This is a genomic window from Rhizobium lentis, from assembly GCF_014200175.1.
Lineage (GTDB): Bacteria > Pseudomonadota > Alphaproteobacteria > Rhizobiales > Rhizobiaceae > Rhizobium > Rhizobium mulingense.
Window position 1 is genome coordinate 383,928 of record NZ_JACHBD010000001.1, and the last position, 20,286, is coordinate 404,213.

Sequence of the window (20,286 nt, forward strand, 5' to 3'; positions counted from 1 at the left end):
CCTTAGTTCAGTAATGTGCGGCAGAGATCGACGAAGTCGTTCGCCCAGCCGGCAAAGAGCGCGAAGAGCAGTAGCCAGACGGCGAACATGAAATGCGAATAGATGGCGGAAAGATCGACGCTGAGGCGCAGCCCGTCCGGCGCGACCTCCGTCGAAAATGCCCTGACCGTCGTGTGCGCGAGCACGGCAAGCCCGCCGAGAATATGCAGGCCATGCAGGCCGGTGAGCATATAGAAGAAGCTGTTGGCGGGATTGTCGGCCAGCACGTAGCCCACCGCCGTCAACTCCCGCCAGGCCTGGATCTGCCCGGCGAGAAAGAAGACGGCGAGGGCAAATGCGGCGACAAGCGTCGGCCGCAGGTTTTCCATGCGGCCATGCGCCGCTTCATGTTTCGCCCATTGCAGCGCAGCACTGCTGAGCGCAAGTGCTGCGGTATTCATCCAGAGGAGCCGCGGAACCGGCATCCCCCACCAGTCCGCCGACGCCGCACGCATGAAGTAGGCGCTGACGGCAAGGCTGAAGAGCGCGCCGACGACGCCGAGAAACACGAAGAGGCCGATCTTCACCGCCGGCACCGGCGGCCGGTCGGCCCCGTCATGAGCCGGCAGCTGAACCGATCCCGTTTCGAGCCACGGCTTGGAGGCCAGCCGCTGCCCGGCCAGCCACCAGATGATGATGGCGGCGATGGCGGCCAGGAAAATCAGCATGATGCTCATGCCGGAACCTCCCGGGTGACGCTGTCGCTTGCCGGAACATTCTGCGGAATGAAATCCTCGGCCGCCCCCGGCACGCTGTAATCATAGGCCCAACGGTAGACGACCGGCAGATCCCTGCCCCAGTTGCCGTGCGCGGGCGGCGTCTGTGGCGTCTGCCATTCGAGCGTCGTTGCCCGCCAGGGATTGCCGCCGGCCTCCCGGCCGCGGAAAAGGCTCCAGACCAGATTGAACAGGAAGACCACCTGGGCTGCTCCGACGACAAGCGCCATGACAGAAATGAAGATGTTCAGCGTATGGGCCGATGGCGGAACGAAGGCGGTCTCTCCCATCTCGAAGTATCGGCGCGGCACACCGAGCAGGCCGAGATAATGCATCGGAAAGAAGATCGCATAGGTGCCGAGGAAGGTGGTCCAGAAGTGGATCTGGCCGAGCGTCTCGTCCAACATGCGCCCGGTCACCTTCGGATACCAGTGATAGATCGCCCCGAAGATGACGAGGATCGGCGCCACGCCCATCACCATGTGGAAATGCGCGACGACGAACATCGTATCCGACAGCGGCACGTCGACGACGACATTGCCAAGGAAGAGGCCGGTCAGACCGCCATTGACGAAGGTGACGATGAAGGCGAGCGCAAAAAGCATGGGAAGCGTCAGGTGGATGTCGCCGCGCCAGAGTGTCAGCACCCAGTTGTAGACCTTGATCGCCGTCGGAATGGCGATGATCAGCGTCGTGGTGGCAAAGAAGAAGCCGAAGGCCGGGTGCATGCCGCTGACATACATGTGGTGCGCCCAGACGACGAAGCTTAAGCCACCGATGATGACGATCGCCCAGACCATCATGCGGTAGCCGAAGATGTTCTTGCGCGCATGCGTGCTGATCAGGTCGGAAACGATGCCGAAAGCCGGCAGCGCGACGATATAGACCTCGGGATGACCGAAGAACCAGAACAGGTGCTGGAATAGGATCGGACTGCCGCCGCCATGCTGCAGTTGCGTGCCCATCTCGACGATGGCGGGCATGAAGAAGCTCGTGCCGAGCACCCGGTCGAAGAGCATCATGACGCAGGCGACGAAGAGTGCCGGAAAGGCAAGCAGCGCCATCACGGTCGCGGTGAAGATACCCCAGACGGTGAGCGGCATCCGCATCAGCGTCATCCCCCGCGCCCGCCCCTGCAGCACCGTTACCACATAGTTCAGCCCGCCCATGGTGAAGCCGATGATGAAGACGATCAGCGAGGTGAGCATCAGCAGGATGCCCCAATCCTTGCCGCCGGGCGTGCCTGACAGAACGGATTGCGGCGGATAGAGTGTCCAGCCGGCTCCAGTCGGGCCGCCGGGGGCGAAAAAGCCCGCCACCAGGATCAGCACGGCAAGCAGGTAGATCCAGTAGCTCAGCATGTTCGCATAAGGGAACACCATGTCGCGCGCACCGACCATCAGCGGGATGAGGTAGTTGCCGAAGCCCCCGAGGAAGAGCGCGGTCAAGAGATAGATCACCATGATCATGCCGTGCATCGTGATGAACTGATAATAGTGATCGGCGTCGATGAAGGCGAAGTAGCCGGGAAAGGCGAGCTGAATCCGCATCAACCAGGAGAGCACCAGCGCCACCAGACCGATCGAGATAGCGGTCACCGAATATTGCACGGCAATGATCTTGGCGTCCTGGCTGAACACATATTTCGTCCACCAGCTTCTCGGATGATAGAGCTCGACGTCCTCGACTTCGGCGGACGGGATTACACCTACACTGCCGGACGGAATCTCGACCATGATATCTCCTCCTATACCCGCCGGTTGGTTAAACCGGCCTGCGGCCTCCGGCCGTCTTGCCGCCAGTTCAGTTCGCCGGCGGCGGCTCTCCCGATGACGCCGTCAGCTGGGTGAATGTCTGCTGCTGCCCGAGCCAGGTCTGGTAGTCCGCGTCATTATCGACCACGACGGTGCCCCGCATTTGCGGATGACCGACGCCGCAGAGTTCGGCGCAAAGGATCTCGAAGGTGCCCGTCCGGGTCGGCGTCAACCAGAAGTAAGTAACCATGCCGGGGATCATGTCCATCTTGGCGCGGAACTCCGGCACGTAGAAATCGTGGAGCACATCAACGGAGCGCAGCAATATGTGCACCGGTTTGCCCACGGGCAGATGCAGCTCGCCGCCCTCGATGATCACGTCGTCGAGACCGCTTGCATCATTCTTGTCGAGGCCGAGCGGGTTCTCTGGCGTGACGTCACGCGTCTCGGCGCGGCCGAGTTTTCCGTCCGCCCCCGGCAGCCGGAAGCTCCACAGCCATTGCTGGCTGACGACCTCGACCGATGCAGCATCGGCCGGCACCGATATGAACTGGTTCCAGACGATGAGGCCAGGCGCCAGCATGGCGGCGACGCCGACCGCCGTTCCCGAGGCGAGCAACACCTCCAGCTTGCGGTTTTCAGGCTCGTAATGCGCGCGATTGCCCGGTCTGTGCCGGAAGCGCAACACGCAATAAGCCATGAACGAAATCACCGCCACGAAGACGATGCCGGTGATCCAGAAGGTGATGACGAGGGTCGTGTCGATATAGGTCCAGTTGGACGCGATCGGCGTCCACCACCACGGGCTCAGCACATGGAACAGCACGGAGCCGACGACAATCAGGACGAGGATCAGCACGACAGCCATTTCCGCTCCTCCTCGAGCAGGTTGACCCGTGAAACCGCATTCCGCAAAAAGTCCGTGTTTATTATCGCACAGATAGAAAATATCGCAATTACGGCGATTTAGCCATGCGTCGCCGACCGCGAACCCGTCATTCGGAGTATTGCCATGGCAATATTCCCGTCACTGCGAATACTGTTTGAGATAGGCGATGAGATCGGTGATCTCCTTTTCGTCCTTCAGGCCGACAAAGGCCATCTTCGTGCCCTTCACCTTCGCCTTCGGATTGTGCAGATAGTCGCGCAGCACCGTCTCGTCCCAGACGAGACCGCCTTCGCCGGCCGCCTTCATTCCGGCCGAATAGGCGAAATTGGGATGCGTCCCGGCCTGCCTGCCGAACAGTTTGTTCAGAGACGGGCCGACCTTGTTCGTATCGGACTCGACGACATGACAGGTCGCGCACTTCTTGAAAACCACGGCGCCCGCCGCCGCGTCGCCCTCCTGCGCCCCGGCGTTAGCGGGAGCAAGGGCAATCACAGCTGCACCAATCAGCAGAACGACACGATAATCCATGGCAAACCTCATCCTCCTCAAGGTCGCCAGCCACTCACACCGTCCACTATCTCTCGCGTGTGGGTGGTGGTTGTTATACCAGGCAGATTAGCCCTTCGGGGATGCAAGTCAATCGCTTCCACAGTTGGAGTGACCTGAACGCATCTGATGTCAGGTAGATCCGATGCGGATAACGGCGCTACACCCCGATCGAAAGAGCCTCCTTGACCGCCAATTTGGCCATGGCAAGCGCCGCCCCGCGGCTCCTGGCGGCGGCTATGAAGCGGCCGTTATGGCAGAAGCTCGCGGCCTCTATGCCGCAAACCGCCGCCAGAGAGGGGACGACGGCGGCGGTCGGAGCCCCCCTCGGCAGTTCCAGAATATGGCCCTGCCCCGCAGCCTTGATGGCCTCGTGCACGATCGCCTCGGCCCGCAATTTTCCAGCGCTCTGAGCGATCTTGGCCTCGACGAAACTGCGGGCAATAGCAAGGGCCGCACGCGGTCATCGGCATCCGCTTCGTCGAAAACCGGTTTCAGGGTCTCGAGCAGTGCCGGCAGCGTCAAGCCAGCCAACGGCCCCGAGGGGCTGAGCGCCCGGCCGTTGCGGAAGGCGCGCGGCGGTTTTGGACCGGCGACAACTGTGAAGACGAAGACCTAAAGCAGCACCGGTGCCGGCTGCGCCGCGACAAGCGCGCGGCTGGCCGCCGCGCCGGCATGCAGGCAGACTAGTCCGATCGCGGCCAGAGAGTTGATCAAAAGAACCTCGGCGACAACAACTGCCGAAAACGCCCCGTCGCCGGACGGAAGCACCGCCGTTGCGGCAAAAAGCACGCCCTCGTAAGCAGCGAACCCGGCGATGAAGGCGCCGGCCATAGTGACGACAGGGCCTGTGGTCAGGCGCAGCGCCGCGAGCGCCGCCGCAAGCGCTACAAATGCTGCAATCCCGATCGCCAGCCCCCAGGAAAAACTGTCGAAGGTCTGGGGATAACCGAGGACGAGATAGCCGACCGTCTGGTTGGCAAGCCAGGCAAGCAGCACCGCCATCAGCGCCATCCGCCGGGGAAGCACGACTGCCGAGACCGCCGCCAAGGCAACAAAAGGCGTGACGCAGGCCAACAGCAGGCTGAGAGCAACGCTGGCACTGGCAATGACGACGACCCAGGCGACAGCGAAAACGGGAGCTGCCGGGCGCAAGGGAAGTTGGTTTCGTTCGAGCATGGCAGAACTCCGTCTGACCGGGCGTGGCCAGAAGAATCATAGCGAAATTGCAGGAAAAGGCCAGCGAGCGCGCGTGGAAGCGGATTCTGCCTGTAAGCGGTAGCCAACTTGGCGATTTTGCAAGAGCTTTTGATGGAAGCACGATATAGGCTCGGCGGCGTTCTCTGCCTCCTCCTTGCCGGCGCGATTGCCTGGCAGGGCATTTCGCTGCCGCTGCAGGAGGCAAGCCTCGGCGCCGAAAGCATCACTCGGATGCCGCGCGCCACCGTCGTTCTGCCTGGTATTCGGCGTCTTTCTGACAACCGGCAATCGATATCCCCTATCGTGACGTCGCGCGGCAAACGCTGACGCCGGTTGGCTGGGTGTTGTGTGCGGCGATCGGCATCGTCGCCTTGGCTGGATTTTTCGGTGTGGACATGCTGCTGCGGTCGATGGGACATGGGTGACCTACGAAACTGCACGTTGAGTAGATGTCTTGCGTCGTCGTTTGCCACTACACAGGAGCACCGCCCCACTACGTCGCTCCTTGCAATCCTACAGCCGATCCAACGGGATCTTCAAATACCGCCTGCCATTCCCCTCGGGTTCCGGCAATCTGCCGCCCCGAATATTCACCTGCAGCGCGTGCAGCATCAGCTTCGGTTTCGGCAGTGTGCGGTCGCGTGCCTGCCTGAGTGCGACATAGCCGGCTTCGTCCTTGCCTGCTATGTGGGGATTGTCGCGTTTCTGGGCGGCGACCGTGCTCTCCCAGCGCGGGTGGCGCCCATTCGGCTGGTAATCGTGGCCGGAAAAGAGGCGAGTCTCGTCGGGCAGCGACAGGATCGCCTGGATCGAACGCCACAGAGCGGCCGCGCTGCCGCCGGGAAAATCGGTGCGCGCCGTGCCGGAATCGGGCGTGAACACCGTGTCATGCACGAAGGCGGCGTCACCGATCACATAAGTCACCGAGGCGAGCGTATGGCCGGGCGAAAACATGACGCGAGCTTCAAGCCCGCCGATCTCGAACCTGTCGCCATCAGCAAACAGCCGGTCCCATTGCGAGCCGTCTGTTGCGAGAGCCGGCCAGTTATAGATCTCCTTCCAGAGGATCTGCACTTCGGTAACATGGGCGCCGATCGCTATCGGCGCACCGGTCTTTCCCTTGATGTAATGGGCGGCGGAAAAATGATCGGCATGCGGATGCGTGTCGAGGATCCACGCGACGGTCAGCCCGCGGCTTTCGATATCGGTAAGGATGGCATCTGCGCTTGACGTGCCCGTCGCCCCCGAGGTCTCGTCGAAGTCGAGCACAGGGTCGATGATGGCGCAGCGCCTCGTGGCGGGATCGGCAACGACATATTGCACGCTCCAGGTAGCGGGATGGAAGAAGGCCTTCACATCTGCCGTCTGCGCCGCCCGCCTCTCCAGCCAGCGGCGCGCGCCGGCAAGGTCGAAGCCGAGACTTTGGCCGAAGGGCTCGACATCGCCGGGCTTCATCCGCCCGTCGAGCACCTCACCCAGTGTATAAAGTGTCAGCGCCCGTATGCCGCTCTTGCAATGGGCGATGACGGGCCCCTTCGCCTCGGCCATCGCCGCCTGAAAGGCGCGTATGTCTGCCTCGGTGATCTCGCTCCCCTTCACCGGCACGAAGCTATAGGAAAGCCCGGCGGCGGTGGCGGCAACCTTTTCCGCCACATTGCCCGGCTGTCCCGGCTCCTCGCCATCCGGTCGGGCATTGATGACGGCGGCAAAACCTTCATCCGCGAAAGCGGCAAGGCCAGCGGCATCGGGCTGCCCTGCCACCGATATAAGCTCATTGACCCTCACGGACGTCATTGAAGCCTCCGCGCCGCCCTCATCACCGGCATCACATGTATAAGTGTACAATCTCACGAGTATATTGCCGAATGCAAGAATAGTCGCTGGCATATGCCTCCCACCCGGTCTGACTAATCAAAACGACAGCGTCGCGGCACCTTGCCTGATCTCGGCATGCATGGCGCTGGCGCCGACGATGACGACGCCATCGAGCAGGTCCTCCTGCGTATAGCCGCGCGAAGCCACACAAGGTGGGCAGGCCCAGATCGAGCCGCCGCGCTGCTGGAAATTCTCAATCAACGTCGAGAGCGGATCGAGCGGCGGCACATGCGTCATCCGCTGGCCGCTTTTGCGCACTAGGTCGATCCCGGTACTGGTGAGGAATACCGAAACCTTGAGCCCGGCGGCAATACCGCCATTGGCAATGGTGAAGGCCACGGAGGAAAGTTCGGATTCGATGCCCTTGGTGACGAGCACGACCAGTTTATCGCTTTGGCTTTGCATAGTATTCTCCCAGTTGAATTCAAGATACTTGGACTGAACGTGTCCATAATAGGAGGGTGCGCTGCGCGCGTATTTGGCCGGAATGCGTGAAGCCTTGTCCGAAAATCCAGGTGCTGAGGGCGGCGTCACCCGTGATGACGTGCTGTCGGCGCTGCTGTCGACGATCCGTCTTTCGGGATCACTGCAGTTCTGCTTCATGCCGACGGGTGATTGGCAGACCGATGCCGCGCCGTCGCTTGCGGGCCTCTCGGCAAAGGCTACGGGCACCATGCCGTTCCATATCGTCGTGGCAGGCAGTTGCTGGTTGAAAGCGGAAGGCGAAGAGACCGATCTGGAAGCCGGCGATGTCCTGGTCTTTCCCTTCGGCACCGGACATCAGCTGGGTGTCGGAAAAAATGGCACGTTGGTGCTGCCGACCCGCGACTTGCCGCAGAAGCCGTGGCGGGAGATTCCGGTGCTGCGCTACGGCGAGGCGGCGCAAAGCGTCCGGCTGCTCTGCGGCTATCTGCAATGGGATGGGCTGAGCTTTGCGCCGCTGCGCCAGGCGTTGCCGAAAATGATCCACGTCAGGACGCGGGCGGCCAATAACGGCGACTGGCTGCGCGCCACTATCCGCCAGATGGTCGAGGAGGTGGACAGGCCGCGCGCCGGCGGCATCTCGATGCTGCCGCGGTTGACCGAAATCATCTTCATCGAGATCCTGCGCCATCAGATCATGATGGCCAAACCCCACGCGATTGGCTTGCTGGCAGCGCTGGCCGACCCTGCGCTCTCACGCTGCCTCTCCCTCATCCACGACGATCCCCGGCGTGACTGGTCGCTGGAGCGACTGGCGGCGGCATCGGGATCGTCGCGCAGCGCGCTGACCGAACGCTTTCAAACGATGCTCGCGACATCGCCGATCCGCTATCTCAGAGACTGGCGACTCTATCAGGCAAGCGTGGCACTTGCCACGACAAGCCAGCCGATTGCAGCGATTGCCTATGACGCCGGCTACGCCACCGAAGCTGCCTTCAACCGCGCCTTCTCCCGCACCTTTGCAACACCTCCGGCCGCCTGGCGGGCTGCGCGCAGCTGAACACGGAATGCCTCGACGCACTCACACCCGATGAAGATGCCCCATCCCCTTCGACCGCCCGCCAGTGAGCTTGGCCATCCCTAACGTCCGGGTAACGATGGATTGGATCATGCCCGCATATGCAAGCCCCGCCAATCAGTGGCAGGGGCTGTTCATGCTGAAAATGGACCGCGTTAAGTCCTGGGAAGAATCAATGATTGGCTTCCGCCAACCGAAGCTGGCGCGAGGCTTGCCCAGTCAATGCTTTCAACCGCGCGGCAACATCCGCTGCGTCGAGTTCGAGCAGCAGTGATCAGCGCCCCTTCACCGGTCGCAAACGCGGCGGCCGAAAAAGGCTAGTTCTGGCCCTGCAGGCGGTCGATCACCTCTAGCAGCAGATCAGCGCAGGCCTTCATTGGTTCGTCCTCCGCGCATTTCAGATCGATCCGTGTGTTTCCGTCCTCAATTTGGAAATGGGCGGCCTTCGACGGCCGCGGCATGCGATGGCCCCGGAAATCGCGAAAGCCCATGTCGCCCCTCGAACCATGCCACCGGTAGTCGGGGCGATCTCCGGACCGTTCGTCCGGGCTGCCCATCATCCGCTCGTTATCATCGGGAGCGGGCTGAGGCGGCGGGGCTGGCGGCGGCGGAGGCGAGCTGGGCTCAGTCGCGGTGGGTGGCGTTGCGGCGGATGGTGCAGGCGGCGATTGTTGTGCGAAGGCGGAGCCGGTAAGCGCGGCAAGGACAATGCCTGATAGAAGAACTCTTTGCATGGGTCGGTCCTTTCGGAGAAGTAAGGCATGTCTGTAAACACCGCCGCAGACCTTTGGTTCACACCCTCTCAAAGCTTCTGATCAAAATCCGCAAGAGCGGTGGCGATCCTCATGAGAGCAACAATCATTGGAACGTCGCCGCTCCTGACTCCTTTCGCCTCGCCTCCGCCTTGTTGCGCGTTTATCCTCACCGTCGATTCGCTGACCGCGACGAGGGCGCGGCGCAAGGTTGCATCAAAGGAGAGTGCGATGACGGACGCCAAAAGCGGCATTTCTGGATTACGGCCGCATATTACGGTTATCGGCGTCGGCGGGGGCGGCGGCAACGCCATCAATAACATGATTGCGGAAAAGCTGGCGGGCGTCGAATTCGTCGCCGCAAATACGGACGCTCAGGTTCTCGCCACCTCAAAGGCGTCGCGCCGCATTCAGCTCGGCGCGAATGTGACGGAGGGATTGGGTGCCGGTTCGCTGCCTGAGGTTGGTCATGCAGCCGCCGAGGAGTCGATTGACGAGATCATGGATCACCTGGCCGGCTCGCATATGTGTTTCGTCACCGCCGGCATGGGCGGTGGTACGGGCACCGGTGCGGCCCCCGTCATCGCGCGCGCCGCGCGCGCGGCCGGCATCCTGACGGTTGGCGTCGTCACCAAGCCCTTCACATTTGAGGGCAATCGCCGCATGCGGACGGCGGAGGTCGGAATCGAGGCGCTTCGTCAAGCCGCCGATACCGTCATCGTCATTCCCAATCAGAATCTCTTCCGCATCGCGGACGCAAAGACTACCTTCGCCGATGCCTTCATGACGGCCGACCGCGTGCTCTTTGCCGGCGTCGGCTGCATCACCGACCTCATCGTCAAGGAAGGTCTGATCAACCTCGATTTCGCCGACGTCAAGTCGGTCATGCAAGGCATGGGCCGCGCCATGATGGGCACCGGCGAAGCCGCCGGCGAAAGCCGGGCGATGAAGGCGGCGGAAGCGGCAATCGCCAACCCGCTTCTCGACGATATTTCCATGAAGGGCGCCAGGGGCGTACTGATCTCGATTTCCGGCGGGTCTGATATGACTCTGTTCGAAGTCGACGAGGCGGCAAGCCGCATTCGCGACGAAGTGCAGGACGACGCCGACATCGTCGTCGGGGCGATCTTCGACCGCAGCCTGGACGGCAGGTTCCGCGTCTCGGTCGTGGCGACCGGCCTGGAAGCCAGCGCCCCACCGCTATCCGCGCCCAACCACGCGGCTGAACAAGTCCAGACGCGCACGCTGCAATAACACCGCCGCAATATCCTGACTTCCTCACGCGGCTCCGGCCGGACAAATGTCGCTCCGCCGTATAAAGAACGGGACGGGGCGACGTCATCGTTCGGGCTGATGCATGTCGCCCGGAAGTGTGCAGCGGTTCCAGGACAACGAAATGCGTAAAAACAGGGCTAAAGCGCGTCGCATAAACCAAATTTGACGCGACGCGCTTTAGGCCCCATCAGGCGAACAATATCTCCGAGATGTTGTGCACCACGGAGATTTCGTCGGTCTCGGAGTTGGTGATGTAGACGGAATCCGCCGCCGCGTCATAGGCCACGTTGGTGGTGTAGTCGTCTCCCGGTATGGCGATGTTGACGTCGATTGCCGTCTTGACCCCGGTTTCGAAATCGAATGCCGTGCCGATATGCTCGCTGCCGAAGGAATCGCCGAAGAAGAAGGTGCCGTCGACGGCAAAGCCATAGCCGAGCCCGCCCGCCGCGAAGGTCTTGGATTCGATCGCGTTCAGCGTGTCGGGATCGATCTTGGAGACCTGCCAGGTGGAATCATCGATGCGGCCGACGACGTAAATGCCGGTCGAATCCTGGATCGTGTTGACGGCGGTGAACCCGCCCCAGTCGAACGTACCCGCCCCGTTCTCGCCGATAAGGCCTGGGATCGGGTCGCCCTTCTGATCGAGCGATCCATCTGAAGCATCCCACTTTGCGAGATAGGTCTGATCGGGGAAAGGATCCTCTTCGACCCTCGCCTCGTTGGTTCTTCCGATGATCTCCCCGCCGCGGACCGCAAAATAGGTTCCGCCGATGTCATATTGGCCAAGGTCATAGTCGCCAAGAGAGATGGCGCCGCTGGCGTTGTCGGCTTCAAATGCCGCGGCGTTGTCGTAAATGTACACCATGGAATCGTCCGGGAAACCATGGCCGGAACTGACGTAATACTTGCCCGTTAGCGGATCGACCGCGACCCCCTGGAGTTCGTAATGGTCCAGGAAGGGCCGCACGACCGCCGCCTGTACCTCGACATGATTGATGTTCACCGACTTTCCGTCCGTCACGCCGTTGACTGTCAGGGTGATTACGCCGACATCCGTTTGACCTGCGCCGTCGGAGATCTTGTAATATTCAAGCTTCTCCGTGCAACGAGTCGATAAGGCAGGCGAGGAGTCTTTCGCACCTCCCTCTCCCCACGTCCACCAGACCCCCTCATCTTCTCCATACCCGCCGCGAACTAAGCGGAAGATCGCCCAATCCCCCGAACGCGGAAACTCAGCTCTTCGCGAAGTCCGCCGCCGTTAGCGGAATGGGCCTGTAGCCGTTGATGTCGGCGATGTCATATTCCCGGCCCAGCTCTGCTGCCACCAGCACCCGCCCGGATTTCGACATCAGCGCCGTGTCCCGCCATAAACCCGCAATGACATGGCCGATGAACTCCGGGGACTCGGAGTTGGACATGTCGAAATATTCGGCATTCTCCAGGACGGCTTCGGTGCGGACCAACCCGGGATAGAGCGAGACCGCCGCTACATTGTGTGGACGCAGCTCATGCGCGAAGTCCGCGGCCATCTTGTCGGCGGCAGCCTTGGCCATGCCATAGATGGCGTTTCCCTCGTAGACCTGCGCTGCCCAGAAGGAAATATTGACGATCAGACCGCGCCGCGCCGAGACCATCATCGGTGCCACCGCGCGTGCTGTCATGAAAGCCGCCCTCAGCGCCGTGCCGGCCATCGCGTCCCACCGCCGGATGGGCTGCTCCCAGAAGGGCCGAGGCCAGGTAAATTCGCCATTCTCGACCATGTTCTCATAGCCGGGCCATGCGTTGTTCACCAGAATATCCAGCCTGTTGCCGGCCCGGATCTCCTCGGCCACACGCTCGGTTTCGGTGTCGTTGCTGTGGTCGCATCGATGAAGGACAACGGTTCCGGGCAGCGCCGCAGCCTCGCGCGCGAGCCCCGCCAGCGATCCCGCGCTTTTGCCTCCCTCGCTTGCCTTCGCCTCGGAAAGCGTCCGGCCGGTCACATGCACCGTGGCTCCCTCGGCAAGCAGAGCAAGCGCGATCCCGCGGCCGATACCGCGGCTTGCGCCCGTCACCAACGCGACGACATCTTTCATGTCAGCTAGCCTCCTCGGTGGTGGTGAATGTCAATCATCGTATGCTTTCAGTACATACAACATAAGTGTCACCCCACACACACCACCCGCCTGATCTTCTCCGCATCCTCCGCCGTCGCCGGATTGTACACCACCATGCTGAGGTCCGGCCGGCCATCTACCTGGAAGGCCGAATATTCGAAGGAAAGCAGCCCGAGCATCGGGTGTTTGATGTGCTTGACGCCCTCGCCATGGGTGCGAACGTCGTTGTCGCGCCACATGGCAAGGAATTCTGGGCTTTTCCGGCAGAGTTCGTCGACGAGCGGCTTCACCTGTTCGGCGGCACCGGCGCGGGCGGCATCCACCCGGAAGGCGGCGACGACGAAGCGGGCGACACTTTCCCAGTCATATTGGGCGGCGCGCACCCGCGGATCGAGGAAGATGAAGCGGAGCACGTTGCGCTCCTCCGGCGGCAGCGCACCGTAATCGGTGAGCAGCACGGTCGCCGCTCGGTTCCAGGCGATGACGTCCCAGATGGCGTTGCGGATCAGGGCCGGGCTCGGATCCAGCGCATCGAGCACGCCCTGCAGGCGCGGCGTCACGCCGTCCTGTCTGCGATAGCGCACTTCGGGCGGGCGGCCGAGGCCGATGAGGAAGAGATGCTCGCGCTCGATATCGGTCAGCATCAGCGCCCGCGAGATCCGGTCGAGCACGTCGGCGGACGGCGCGCCGCCGCGGCCCTGCTCCAGCCAGGTATACCAGGTCGGGCTAATATTGGCGCGGCTCGCCACCTCCTCGCGACGCAGGCCCGGCGTGCGGCGGCGCCCGCCGGCAAAGCCGAAGGCGGCCGGATCGAGCTTGGCGCGGCGATCCTTGAGATAAGCGCCCAGCCGGTTTTCGGAGGTGATGAATTCATCCATCCTGTTAGCCATTATACCATGATAATGTCACTACTTTACCAGGATACAACATTGATCGATATGTGTCTCCATCCAAAACGGGAGATATCGACATGCGCGTATTCGTCACCGGAGCCACAGGTTGGGTCGGCTCGGCCGTCGTCAGCGAATTGATCGCCGCCGGCCATCAGGTGCTTGGCCTTACCCGATCGGAAAAGGGTGCTGAAGAATTGGCGGCCGCCGGTGCGGCCATCCACCGCGGCGCGCTTGAGGATCTGGAAAGTCTGAAGCGCGGCGCGGCCGAGGCCGACGGCGTCATCCACACCGGCTTCAACCATGATTTCTCGAAATTCGCCGCAAACTGCACCCTCGATCGCCGCGCCATCGAAGCGCTCGGCGAAGCCCTACAGGGCTCGGATCGTCCCCTGCTGGTCACGGCAGGCCTCGGCCATGCGCCGGGCCGCACCGGCACCGAGAAGGATCCGCCGATGCCGACCACGGAGACCTATCCCCGCGCCTCCGAAATCACTGCGGTATCGCTAGCCGCGCGCGGACTTCGCGCCTCCACCGTGCGGCTGCCGCCCTCCGTGCATGGCCATGGCGATCACGGCTTCGTACCGATTCTAATCGATGTCGCCCGGCGCACGGGCATGTCCGCCTATATCGGCGAAGGGCAAAACCGCTGGCCGGCGGTTCACCAGCGCGATGCCGCCCGCGTCTACCGCCTGGCGCTGGAGCGCGGCGCCGCGGGCGGCCCCTTCCTGGCGGTCGCAGAAGGAGGTGTCCCCTTTCGCGAGATCGCCGAACTCATTGGGCGGCGGCTGAACGTGCCGGCAGTCTCGCTGTCGCGGGAAGAGGCCGCAGAGCATTTCGGCTGGTTCGGAATGTTCGCCGGCTTCGACGTGCCGACGTCGAGTGCCCACACGCGCGCACTGCTCGACTGGGAGCCGGAGCAGCCGGGGCTGCTCGCGGACATCGATCATCCGGCGTATTTTGATCGTCATGAGGCCATTTCAAAAGCTTCGTCCTGAGAGGCTGCGGCCTGGGTGCACGATGGCCGAGGAAGGCGCGAGGAGGATGAAAACGCTTCCTCGCCTCATCCTGTGCTTGTCGCAGGAATCCAACGCGCCCAAGTCCTTGAGCGCAAAGAATTTTCTCGACGTCCACATGTCATTCACGCCACGGACGCGTGTGGCTGGATTCCTGTGACAAGCACAGGATGAGGGATGAGGGGTGTGTACCATCCCGCGGACCTCGAAGCACGAGGCCGGCGCGCCGCCAGTCTCCTACCGCATGCGCCCTTCATTCATATCGGCCGGATCGTAATTAACATCCCAATCCTTCTCCGGCTTCTTCTTGCCCGGCGGGTTCCGGTTGACAGTCGCGTCCTCCGAGCCGGTGATGACTGTCGGCTTGGCGCTCGCAACGCCGCTGGCCTTTCGGTCGGCGCGGGATTTGGCGAATTGGCCGGCCGCGTCTTTCTCGGGATTGCCCATCTCATTCGCCTTTCTGCTTCATCGCGTCGCTGAAATCCTTCATTTCAGGGTCGCGGTTGTTTTCGTCGTTGGCGTCGCGGTTCTTGTCCGGATCGTCCTTGGCCTTCAGGTAGCCGCGCGGCCTATTCCCCTTCGGTCCTTCCCAGCGGGGGGACTGGTCGGTGGTGCCGGGAGCGCCGTCCTTGGGTGTCGTCATGCCCATCGTCGTTTCTCCTTTGTTGAGTAGGAAGAACCGCAAAAGGCCGGAACAGTTCCAGCCCTATGAGATCGCGGCGGGAGCGGTCGGCGCAAAAATATGGAACAGTGTCGCCGCCCATCGGTTGGTGAGAGGTCGCAACCCTGAAACATGGAGCCGAAAATGAGCAAGACCAACGTTCGTGATCTTCAGAAACGCGCCGAACAGCAGGTTAAAAATACCAGCGCTGGCGGCCACCTCGGCGGCACCTATTTCGGCCAGCAACCCGACGGCAAAACCACCTCGGACAGCAGCAATGACAGCGCCAAGGCTCGGCCGAACGATGGGAGCAATTGAAGCGATAGCTGATGCTGCGTCTGGCCGGTTAATAAGGCCATCCGCTCAATAAATCCTTTGCGCCCAGCGAACCTGGGCGCACTCCTACGAAGGCCGCGATCCCGACGAAGACTGGGCGCAACGAGGCGCGCCCGTCGCTCGCGAACCGTGGATAGAGCTTTAGACAAGCTCAAGGCGCGTAGCGTGTGAAGACAAAATCATGGTCTTTCACATTGCCGACATGGCAGGAAAGACAGGTTTCGTGCTGCGCGGCATCAACCGGCTTGCCGTTGACGAACCTTCCGAAGCCCCAACCATGGCTGTCGGGATATTTCTTGGAGTCTTTCACCATCACCTGCACCGTGGTCGAAGCCCCCGGCACCGTTGCCGGCGCAAATTCTGTCGATTGTTCGCGTTTGTAGGCAAGCTTCACCAGGATCGACCCATCGGGAAACGGCAGGGTGCCCTTCTTATATGCCTCGACGGCAATATCGTTGCCAAGGACGGCGCGCAGTTCGTCGAGCGGCGGCGCCTCCTGTGCCGGCGCGATGAATTTCCAGTCCCTGTAGCCGTCAGGAATGGTGACGCCGTAGATCGGCGAGGCGTTTTCCGGCGGGACGCCCGACGCCGCGGAAGAGAAGACGGCGGCGCTGAGGGCGAGACTGGAAATGGCAAATACGCCAAGGAGAGCAAGCTTCATCGAAAACTCCTGCCGGACGATGTTCTGCGGCAGGATCGTTTCGGATTGTATCTGACGAATGTCAGTCTGCGGCCGAAATGTATCGAAGTGTAGCCGTGTTCCCCTCCGGCTGAGTACTCCTGTCCTTCGGCCTCTCCCGAGGGATACCTCAGGAATGGCGGAAGGAGAGGCAGAGCGCCAGGTTACGAGGAGGCGCAGCAATCCGCCGCGTGTGCCATCTTTCGCAAACCTGGCGCAACCCGCATTATTCGTTGATATCCGGCTCGACGACCTTGGCGAGATTGCGCAGCGATTCCTGCCAACCGAGGTAGCAGGCCTCGGGCGGAATGACATCGGGCACGCCGGCCTGGGTGATGTCCACTTCGGTGCCGACCGAAACCTTCTTCAGCGTGACGGTCACGTCCATTTCGCCCGGCAGGTTCGGGTCTTCGAACTTGTCGGTGTAGCGGACGCGCTCACCCGGAACGAGCTCGAGGAACTCGCCGCCGAAGGCGTGGCTGTTGCCGGTCGTGAAGTTGCGGAAGGACATTCTGAAGGTGCCGCCGACAGCCGGTTCTAGATGATGCACGGTGCAGAGAAAACCATTCGGTGGAAGCCATTTGGCGAGCGCGTCGGCCTCGATGAAGGCGCGATAGACCTTTTCCGGGCTGGTCGCGAAGACGCGGTGCAGGCGTATGGTGCTTGGCATGGTGGTAATCCTTTGTGAATGGAATGAACGAGCTAAGGACGGATAAACCGTCGCCGACCCGACATGGAACCGATCTTTTCTTCGAGAAAAATCACGCGAAGCTGAATTGCGCCGCGCCGCAGACACGTTTTTCCCTGCGCGTCAGGCAGCGGCCTCATTGCCCAGCGCATTGAGCAGCAGGCGGGCGGCCTGTTTCGACGACGCCGGGTTCTGTCCGGTGATCAGCTGATCGTCCTGGACAACATGCACGGCCCAGTCCTCCGTCGCTGAGAACTTAGCCCCCTGCTCTTTCAGAACGTCTTCGAGCAGATACGGCACGACTTCGACGAGTTGCACGGCTGCCTCCTCGGAATTGGTGAAGCCGGTCACCGTCCGCCCCTTGGCGATCGGCCCGCCACCCGGCGCCTTGACCTTGGTCAGGATCCCCGGCGCATGGCAGACGAGCGCCAGCGGCTTGCCTGCCGCGAGCGTCTCCTCGATCAGTGCATGGGCGTTGCGGTCGTTTGTCAAATCCCAGAGTGGGCCATGGCCGCCGGGGAAGAACACGGTGTCATAATCGGCCTGGGCAACGTCAGACAGTTGCAGCGTATTGGCGAGCGCGGCTATTGCGGCCGGATCCTGTTCGAAGCGTCGCGTGTCTTCCGTCTGAAACGCCGGCTCATTGCTCTTCGGATCGAGCGGCGGCTGGCCTCCTTTTGGCGAAGCGAGCGCGACCTCGGCCCCGGCATCACGAAAGACGAAATAAGGAGCAGCAAGCTCCTCGAGCCAGAAGCCCGTTTTCTTGCCGGTATTTCCCAGCTGATCATGCGATGTGAGAACCATGAGTATTTTCATTGCCAGCTCCTTCGGCCCGGCCGGCGGACAAAGCCTTCGCGTCCGGTTTAACGGTGAAATACTGCCTGCAATCTCATGCTGAATGCCGAAATCATAGATCGGCGGCCCCCGCGACTCAAGCCTTTGGCCTCGGCTGGATCCTCCCGAATACCGCTGTGAGTTTTAAGGCCCAGGTGTATGAAGAACGACAGCTTGCGCATACGATCGCCGACGTCGCGCAAGCGTCCGGGGATGTTGGAAATGAGCAAGCCGAATTATCGGGATATCGCCCGCCACGCCGGCGTCGGAACCGCCACCGTCGAGCGGGTCCTGAACGGGCGCGGAGGTGTGCGCCCGGAGCTGGTCGAGAAGGTCATATCCGCCGCGCAGCCTGGATTACCCGCGCAAACTTCCCGACGCCCATCGCGGCCTTCTCCGGATAGAGGTGCTGGTGGTGCGGCCGGAAACGAGCTTCTATCGCCGCCTTTCTCTCGCGGCGGCCCTCGACCCGTTGTTCGTCGTGCATCGCAGTTTCACCGACGAGATGAATGCCGAAGCGATCGCATGCGAGCTGGGTCCCAAACCTTATGCGATCACCGGGAGAGACGGGCCGAGGATCCGGCGCTGCGCCAGATCGTGCGTGAGCTGTGGGATGCCCTTGCCTGAGCCGGCGAACGAAGATCGCACGATAATTCCTTCTCTCGCCCGCCACTTGCAGCAGCTTCTTAATGCCGGCGATCGGCTCCGCCTCATCGTGCGAGCGTCCACAGCGGCGAACACGCCGGGCGGAGGTTTGGGGATTGTTAATCAGAAATGCCTAATGTAAATCTTAACGAGCACAAGTTGTGCGGGAGCAGAGTTACTATAATATCTGGTAGGATATTCGACTAGGGAGAACCTCCTACATGCGGAAAATTCCTGCTGCCCGTTTAGCTATCGGAAAGCCGGAGGCAGAAGCTTCGAGCTTGGTCGACCGGCTTTTGTTCTTTGACCGCGATTTCAATCCCATCGAGGATCTGCACGGCAATGCGCTGCCTTCGTCCGTCAGACCGGCTGCCTCCTTCTGGGAGCATTTTCCCGAGTTGGACAAATCAGCAATTACGCTCGCTTTCCGTTCATTGGATGATAATTCCCAGCCTTTGCGAATATCAGGCGATCTCGGCGCCCCCGGCTCACATGGCCTGACGATCTATCGGATCGGCGACCTGTTTGCCGTCGTCCGATCCGAGGAACGGATTGACGATGAACGCGCAACGCTTTTGCATCTCGCAACCCATGATCCCCTGACCGGACTGCCGAACCGGCGCCAGTTCAGCGAAGACCTGACCACCCTGTTGCAGGAAACCGCAGGCTCGAACGAGACTCTGTCGCTGATGCAACTCGACCTCGACGATTTCAAACCCGTCAACGACACGCTCGGGCATGCCGCCGGCGACAAGCTTCTTCAATCGGCGGCAAGGCGTATTCTCGCCTGCCTTTCGAGCGACGACAGAGCCTATCGGCTGGCCGGTGACGAGTTCACGGTGATATCCGTGGGCTCGGGACATCCGGCCAAAGCGCACCGTTTGGCGGAAGATCTGGTTGCTGCGTTCAAAAAGCCTTTCACGATCAACGGGCTCGCCGCCTTTGTCGGCACCAGCGTCGGCATATCCACGGCTCCATCGGACGGTACAAGTCCGGAGGAGCTTATGAAGGCGTCCGACCTCGCACTCTACACCGCCAAGAAAGAGGGGCGCGGTCGAGCAAAAGCCTTTGACCCTGCAATGCTTGAACTGCTGGAGCAGCGGGAACTGCTGCGCCGCAGCCTGCGCATGGCCCTGGTGCAACAGCAATTCTATGTCGAATACCAGCCCCTCGCCGAGGGCGGCCGTATCGTCGGCTTCGAAGCATTGCTGAGATGGCACCATCCCTTGCTCGGAAAGATTCCGCCGGCGTCGTTCATTCCGATGGCAGAGGCGGATGGAATGATGCCGGAGATCGGCGCGTGGGTTTTGGAGCAGGCATGCCATGAGGCGATGAAGTGGCCCGAGAACTACATCGTCGCCGTCAATCTGTCAGCAGCTGAATTCCTGACAAGCGGCCTCACCGACCGTATTTCCCAGACGCTGGACCTGGTCGGACTTCCGCCCGACCGCCTTGAGCTTGAAATAACCGAAAGCGTGCTGCTCGAGCGGACCGTCAACAACATCGACACCCTGAACACGCTCAATGTGCTGGGCATTCGAATTTCGCTTGATGATTTCGGGATGGAATATTCATCGCTGAGCTATCTGAAAACATTTCCTTTCGATACGATCAAAATCGACAAATATTTTATCACCGATCTCGAAACGGATCTGAAAAGCCAGGCAATCGTCCGCTGCATCGTCAACCTTGCACATGACCTCGACATGCAGGTGACAGCCGAGGGGGTCGAGACGCGGGGTCAGGCGGAATGGCTGCACAGCGTCGGCTGCGACAGGCTGCAGGGCTACCTTGTGAGCAGGCCGCTTCCCGTGGCGGCAATTGACGAATTCATTACCCGCGCGGAAGCATCCAAGATCCACGCTCGACAATAATGCTTTACCGATTTTTCGCC

General features: G+C 61.6%; 22 protein-coding genes and 3 pseudogenes. 8 read left to right on the forward strand and 17 right to left on the reverse strand.

Annotation, left to right across the window (positions count from 1 at the left end; all coding sequences use genetic code 11):
* Positions 1 to 2 precede the first annotated feature (2 nt).
* The 6 genes and pseudogenes from GGI60_RS01925 to GGI60_RS01950 all read right to left on the reverse strand — a co-directional run bounded on the left by GGI60_RS01925 (position 3) and on the right by GGI60_RS01950 (position 5,123).
* Positions 3 to 716 (reverse strand): cytochrome c oxidase subunit 3, encoded by a 714-nt coding sequence (locus tag GGI60_RS01925; RefSeq protein WP_183913050.1) that lies wholly within the window; start codon positions 714 to 716, stop codon positions 3 to 5.
* Positions 713 to 2,491, reverse strand: coding sequence for a cytochrome c oxidase subunit I (locus tag GGI60_RS01930; protein WP_183913048.1), 1,779 nt, complete (start codon positions 2,489 to 2,491; stop codon positions 713 to 715). Before GGI60_RS01930 ends, GGI60_RS01925 begins: the two co-directional genes overlap by 4 nt.
* A gap of 67 nt (positions 2,492 to 2,558) precedes the next feature.
* A complete protein-coding gene (locus GGI60_RS01935) occupies positions 2,559 to 3,377 on the reverse strand; it encodes a cytochrome c oxidase subunit II (RefSeq protein WP_183913046.1) in 819 nt (272 codons plus the stop codon).
* 159 nt (positions 3,378 to 3,536) lie between these two features.
* Positions 3,537 to 3,926 carry a c-type cytochrome gene (locus tag GGI60_RS01940; protein WP_183913044.1) on the reverse strand — a complete coding sequence of 130 codons (390 nt, stop codon included), beginning with the start codon at positions 3,924 to 3,926 and terminating at the stop codon, positions 3,537 to 3,539.
* Positions 3,927 to 4,104: 178 nt separating this feature from the next.
* Positions 4,105 to 4,499: pseudogene (locus GGI60_RS01945) on the reverse strand (MYG1 family protein); the annotation flags it as partial.
* 60 nt (positions 4,500 to 4,559) lie between these two features.
* On the reverse strand, positions 4,560 to 5,123 hold the full coding sequence (locus tag GGI60_RS01950) for a hypothetical protein (RefSeq protein ID WP_183913042.1): 564 nt from the start codon (positions 5,121 to 5,123) through the stop codon (positions 4,560 to 4,562).
* Positions 5,124 to 5,255: 132 nt separating this feature from the next.
* Between GGI60_RS01950 and GGI60_RS01955 the strand changes: the two genes are divergently transcribed.
* Positions 5,256 to 5,471, forward strand: a complete 216-nt coding sequence (locus tag GGI60_RS01955) for a hypothetical protein (protein WP_246720287.1) — start codon at positions 5,256 to 5,258, stop codon at positions 5,469 to 5,471.
* A 186-nt stretch (positions 5,472 to 5,657) separates the two neighbouring features.
* Here GGI60_RS01955 and blh read toward each other — a convergent pair whose 3' ends face one another.
* Positions 5,658 to 6,938: a bifunctional sulfur transferase/dioxygenase Blh gene (gene blh, locus GGI60_RS01960; RefSeq protein ID WP_183913040.1), complete on the reverse strand. Its 1,281-nt coding sequence runs from the start codon at positions 6,936 to 6,938 to the stop codon at positions 5,658 to 5,660.
* Positions 6,939 to 7,055: 117 nt separating this feature from the next.
* Positions 7,056 to 7,424, reverse strand: a complete 369-nt coding sequence (locus GGI60_RS01965; RefSeq protein ID WP_183913038.1) for a DsrE family protein — start codon at positions 7,422 to 7,424, stop codon at positions 7,056 to 7,058.
* Positions 7,425 to 7,506: 82 nt separating this feature from the next.
* On the opposite strand from GGI60_RS01965, the gene GGI60_RS01970 reads away from it, so the two are divergent.
* Positions 7,507 to 8,502, forward strand: a complete 996-nt coding sequence (locus tag GGI60_RS01970; RefSeq protein ID WP_183913036.1) for an AraC family transcriptional regulator — start codon at positions 7,507 to 7,509, stop codon at positions 8,500 to 8,502.
* Between the two features lie 109 nt (positions 8,503 to 8,611).
* The gene (locus GGI60_RS01975) at positions 8,612 to 8,794 is read left to right on the forward strand and encodes a hypothetical protein (RefSeq protein ID WP_183913034.1); all 183 of its coding nucleotides are present in this window, start codon (positions 8,612 to 8,614) and stop codon (positions 8,792 to 8,794) included.
* Positions 8,795 to 8,837: 43 nt separating this feature from the next.
* On the opposite strand, the gene GGI60_RS01980 is transcribed toward GGI60_RS01975, so the two are convergent.
* Positions 8,838 to 9,254, reverse strand: coding sequence for a hypothetical protein (locus GGI60_RS01980; RefSeq protein WP_183913032.1), 417 nt, complete (start codon positions 9,252 to 9,254; stop codon positions 8,838 to 8,840).
* A 249-nt stretch (positions 9,255 to 9,503) separates the two neighbouring features.
* Between GGI60_RS01980 and ftsZ the strand changes: the two genes are divergently transcribed.
* Positions 9,504 to 10,526, forward strand: a complete 1,023-nt coding sequence (gene ftsZ, locus GGI60_RS01985; RefSeq protein WP_183913028.1) for a cell division protein FtsZ — start codon at positions 9,504 to 9,506, stop codon at positions 10,524 to 10,526.
* Between the two features lie 208 nt (positions 10,527 to 10,734).
* Here the strand turns inward: ftsZ and GGI60_RS01990 are convergent.
* The 3 genes and pseudogenes from GGI60_RS01990 to GGI60_RS02000 form a co-directional block, all read right to left on the reverse strand.
* A pseudogene (locus tag GGI60_RS01990) lies at positions 10,735 to 11,649 on the reverse strand (YncE family protein); the annotation flags it as partial.
* 130 nt (positions 11,650 to 11,779) lie between these two features.
* On the reverse strand, positions 11,780 to 12,622 hold the full coding sequence (locus tag GGI60_RS01995; protein WP_183913026.1) for an SDR family NAD(P)-dependent oxidoreductase: 843 nt from the start codon (positions 12,620 to 12,622) through the stop codon (positions 11,780 to 11,782).
* Positions 12,623 to 12,690: 68 nt separating this feature from the next.
* Positions 12,691 to 13,521 (reverse strand): helix-turn-helix transcriptional regulator, encoded by an 831-nt coding sequence (locus tag GGI60_RS02000; RefSeq protein ID WP_183913024.1) that lies wholly within the window; start codon positions 13,519 to 13,521, stop codon positions 12,691 to 12,693.
* A gap of 92 nt (positions 13,522 to 13,613) precedes the next feature.
* Between GGI60_RS02000 and GGI60_RS02005 the strand changes: the two genes are divergently transcribed.
* Positions 13,614 to 14,531, forward strand: a complete 918-nt coding sequence (locus tag GGI60_RS02005; RefSeq protein ID WP_183913022.1) for an SDR family oxidoreductase — start codon at positions 13,614 to 13,616, stop codon at positions 14,529 to 14,531.
* 255 nt (positions 14,532 to 14,786) lie between these two features.
* Here the strand turns inward: GGI60_RS02005 and GGI60_RS02010 are convergent, their stop codons facing one another.
* Both GGI60_RS02010 and GGI60_RS02015 read right to left on the reverse strand, forming a co-directional pair.
* Positions 14,787 to 14,996 (reverse strand): hypothetical protein, encoded by a 210-nt coding sequence (locus GGI60_RS02010; RefSeq protein ID WP_183913021.1) that lies wholly within the window; start codon positions 14,994 to 14,996, stop codon positions 14,787 to 14,789.
* 1 nt (position 14,997) lies between these two features.
* Positions 14,998 to 15,198, reverse strand: a complete 201-nt coding sequence (locus GGI60_RS02015; RefSeq protein ID WP_009992991.1) for a hypothetical protein — start codon at positions 15,196 to 15,198, stop codon at positions 14,998 to 15,000.
* Between the two features lie 156 nt (positions 15,199 to 15,354).
* Between GGI60_RS02015 and GGI60_RS02020 the strand changes: the two genes are divergently transcribed.
* Positions 15,355 to 15,528, forward strand: coding sequence for a hypothetical protein (locus GGI60_RS02020; RefSeq protein WP_097584329.1), 174 nt, complete (start codon positions 15,355 to 15,357; stop codon positions 15,526 to 15,528).
* 169 nt (positions 15,529 to 15,697) lie between these two features.
* Here the strand turns inward: GGI60_RS02020 and GGI60_RS02025 are convergent, their stop codons facing one another.
* From GGI60_RS02025 to GGI60_RS02035, 3 genes are all read right to left on the reverse strand, one after another.
* Complete coding sequence (locus GGI60_RS02025; protein WP_183913020.1) at positions 15,698 to 16,207, reverse strand: cytochrome P460 family protein; 510 nt, start codon at positions 16,205 to 16,207, stop codon at positions 15,698 to 15,700.
* Positions 16,208 to 16,451: 244 nt separating this feature from the next.
* Positions 16,452 to 16,895 (reverse strand): SRPBCC family protein, encoded by a 444-nt coding sequence (locus GGI60_RS02030; protein ID WP_097584244.1) that lies wholly within the window; start codon positions 16,893 to 16,895, stop codon positions 16,452 to 16,454.
* A gap of 141 nt (positions 16,896 to 17,036) precedes the next feature.
* Entirely contained in the window at positions 17,037 to 17,729 is a 693-nt protein-coding gene (locus GGI60_RS02035) for a type 1 glutamine amidotransferase domain-containing protein (RefSeq protein ID WP_183913019.1), read from the reverse strand.
* A 240-nt stretch (positions 17,730 to 17,969) separates the two neighbouring features.
* Here GGI60_RS02035 and GGI60_RS02040 point away from each other — a divergent pair.
* Both GGI60_RS02040 and GGI60_RS02045 read left to right on the forward strand, forming a co-directional pair.
* A pseudogene (locus GGI60_RS02040) lies at positions 17,970 to 18,273 on the forward strand (LacI family DNA-binding transcriptional regulator); the annotation flags it as partial.
* A 340-nt stretch (positions 18,274 to 18,613) separates the two neighbouring features.
* The gene (locus tag GGI60_RS02045; protein WP_183913018.1) at positions 18,614 to 20,266 is read left to right on the forward strand and encodes a bifunctional diguanylate cyclase/phosphodiesterase; all 1,653 of its coding nucleotides are present in this window, start codon (positions 18,614 to 18,616) and stop codon (positions 20,264 to 20,266) included.
* The last annotated feature ends 20 nt before the right edge of the window (positions 20,267 to 20,286 follow it).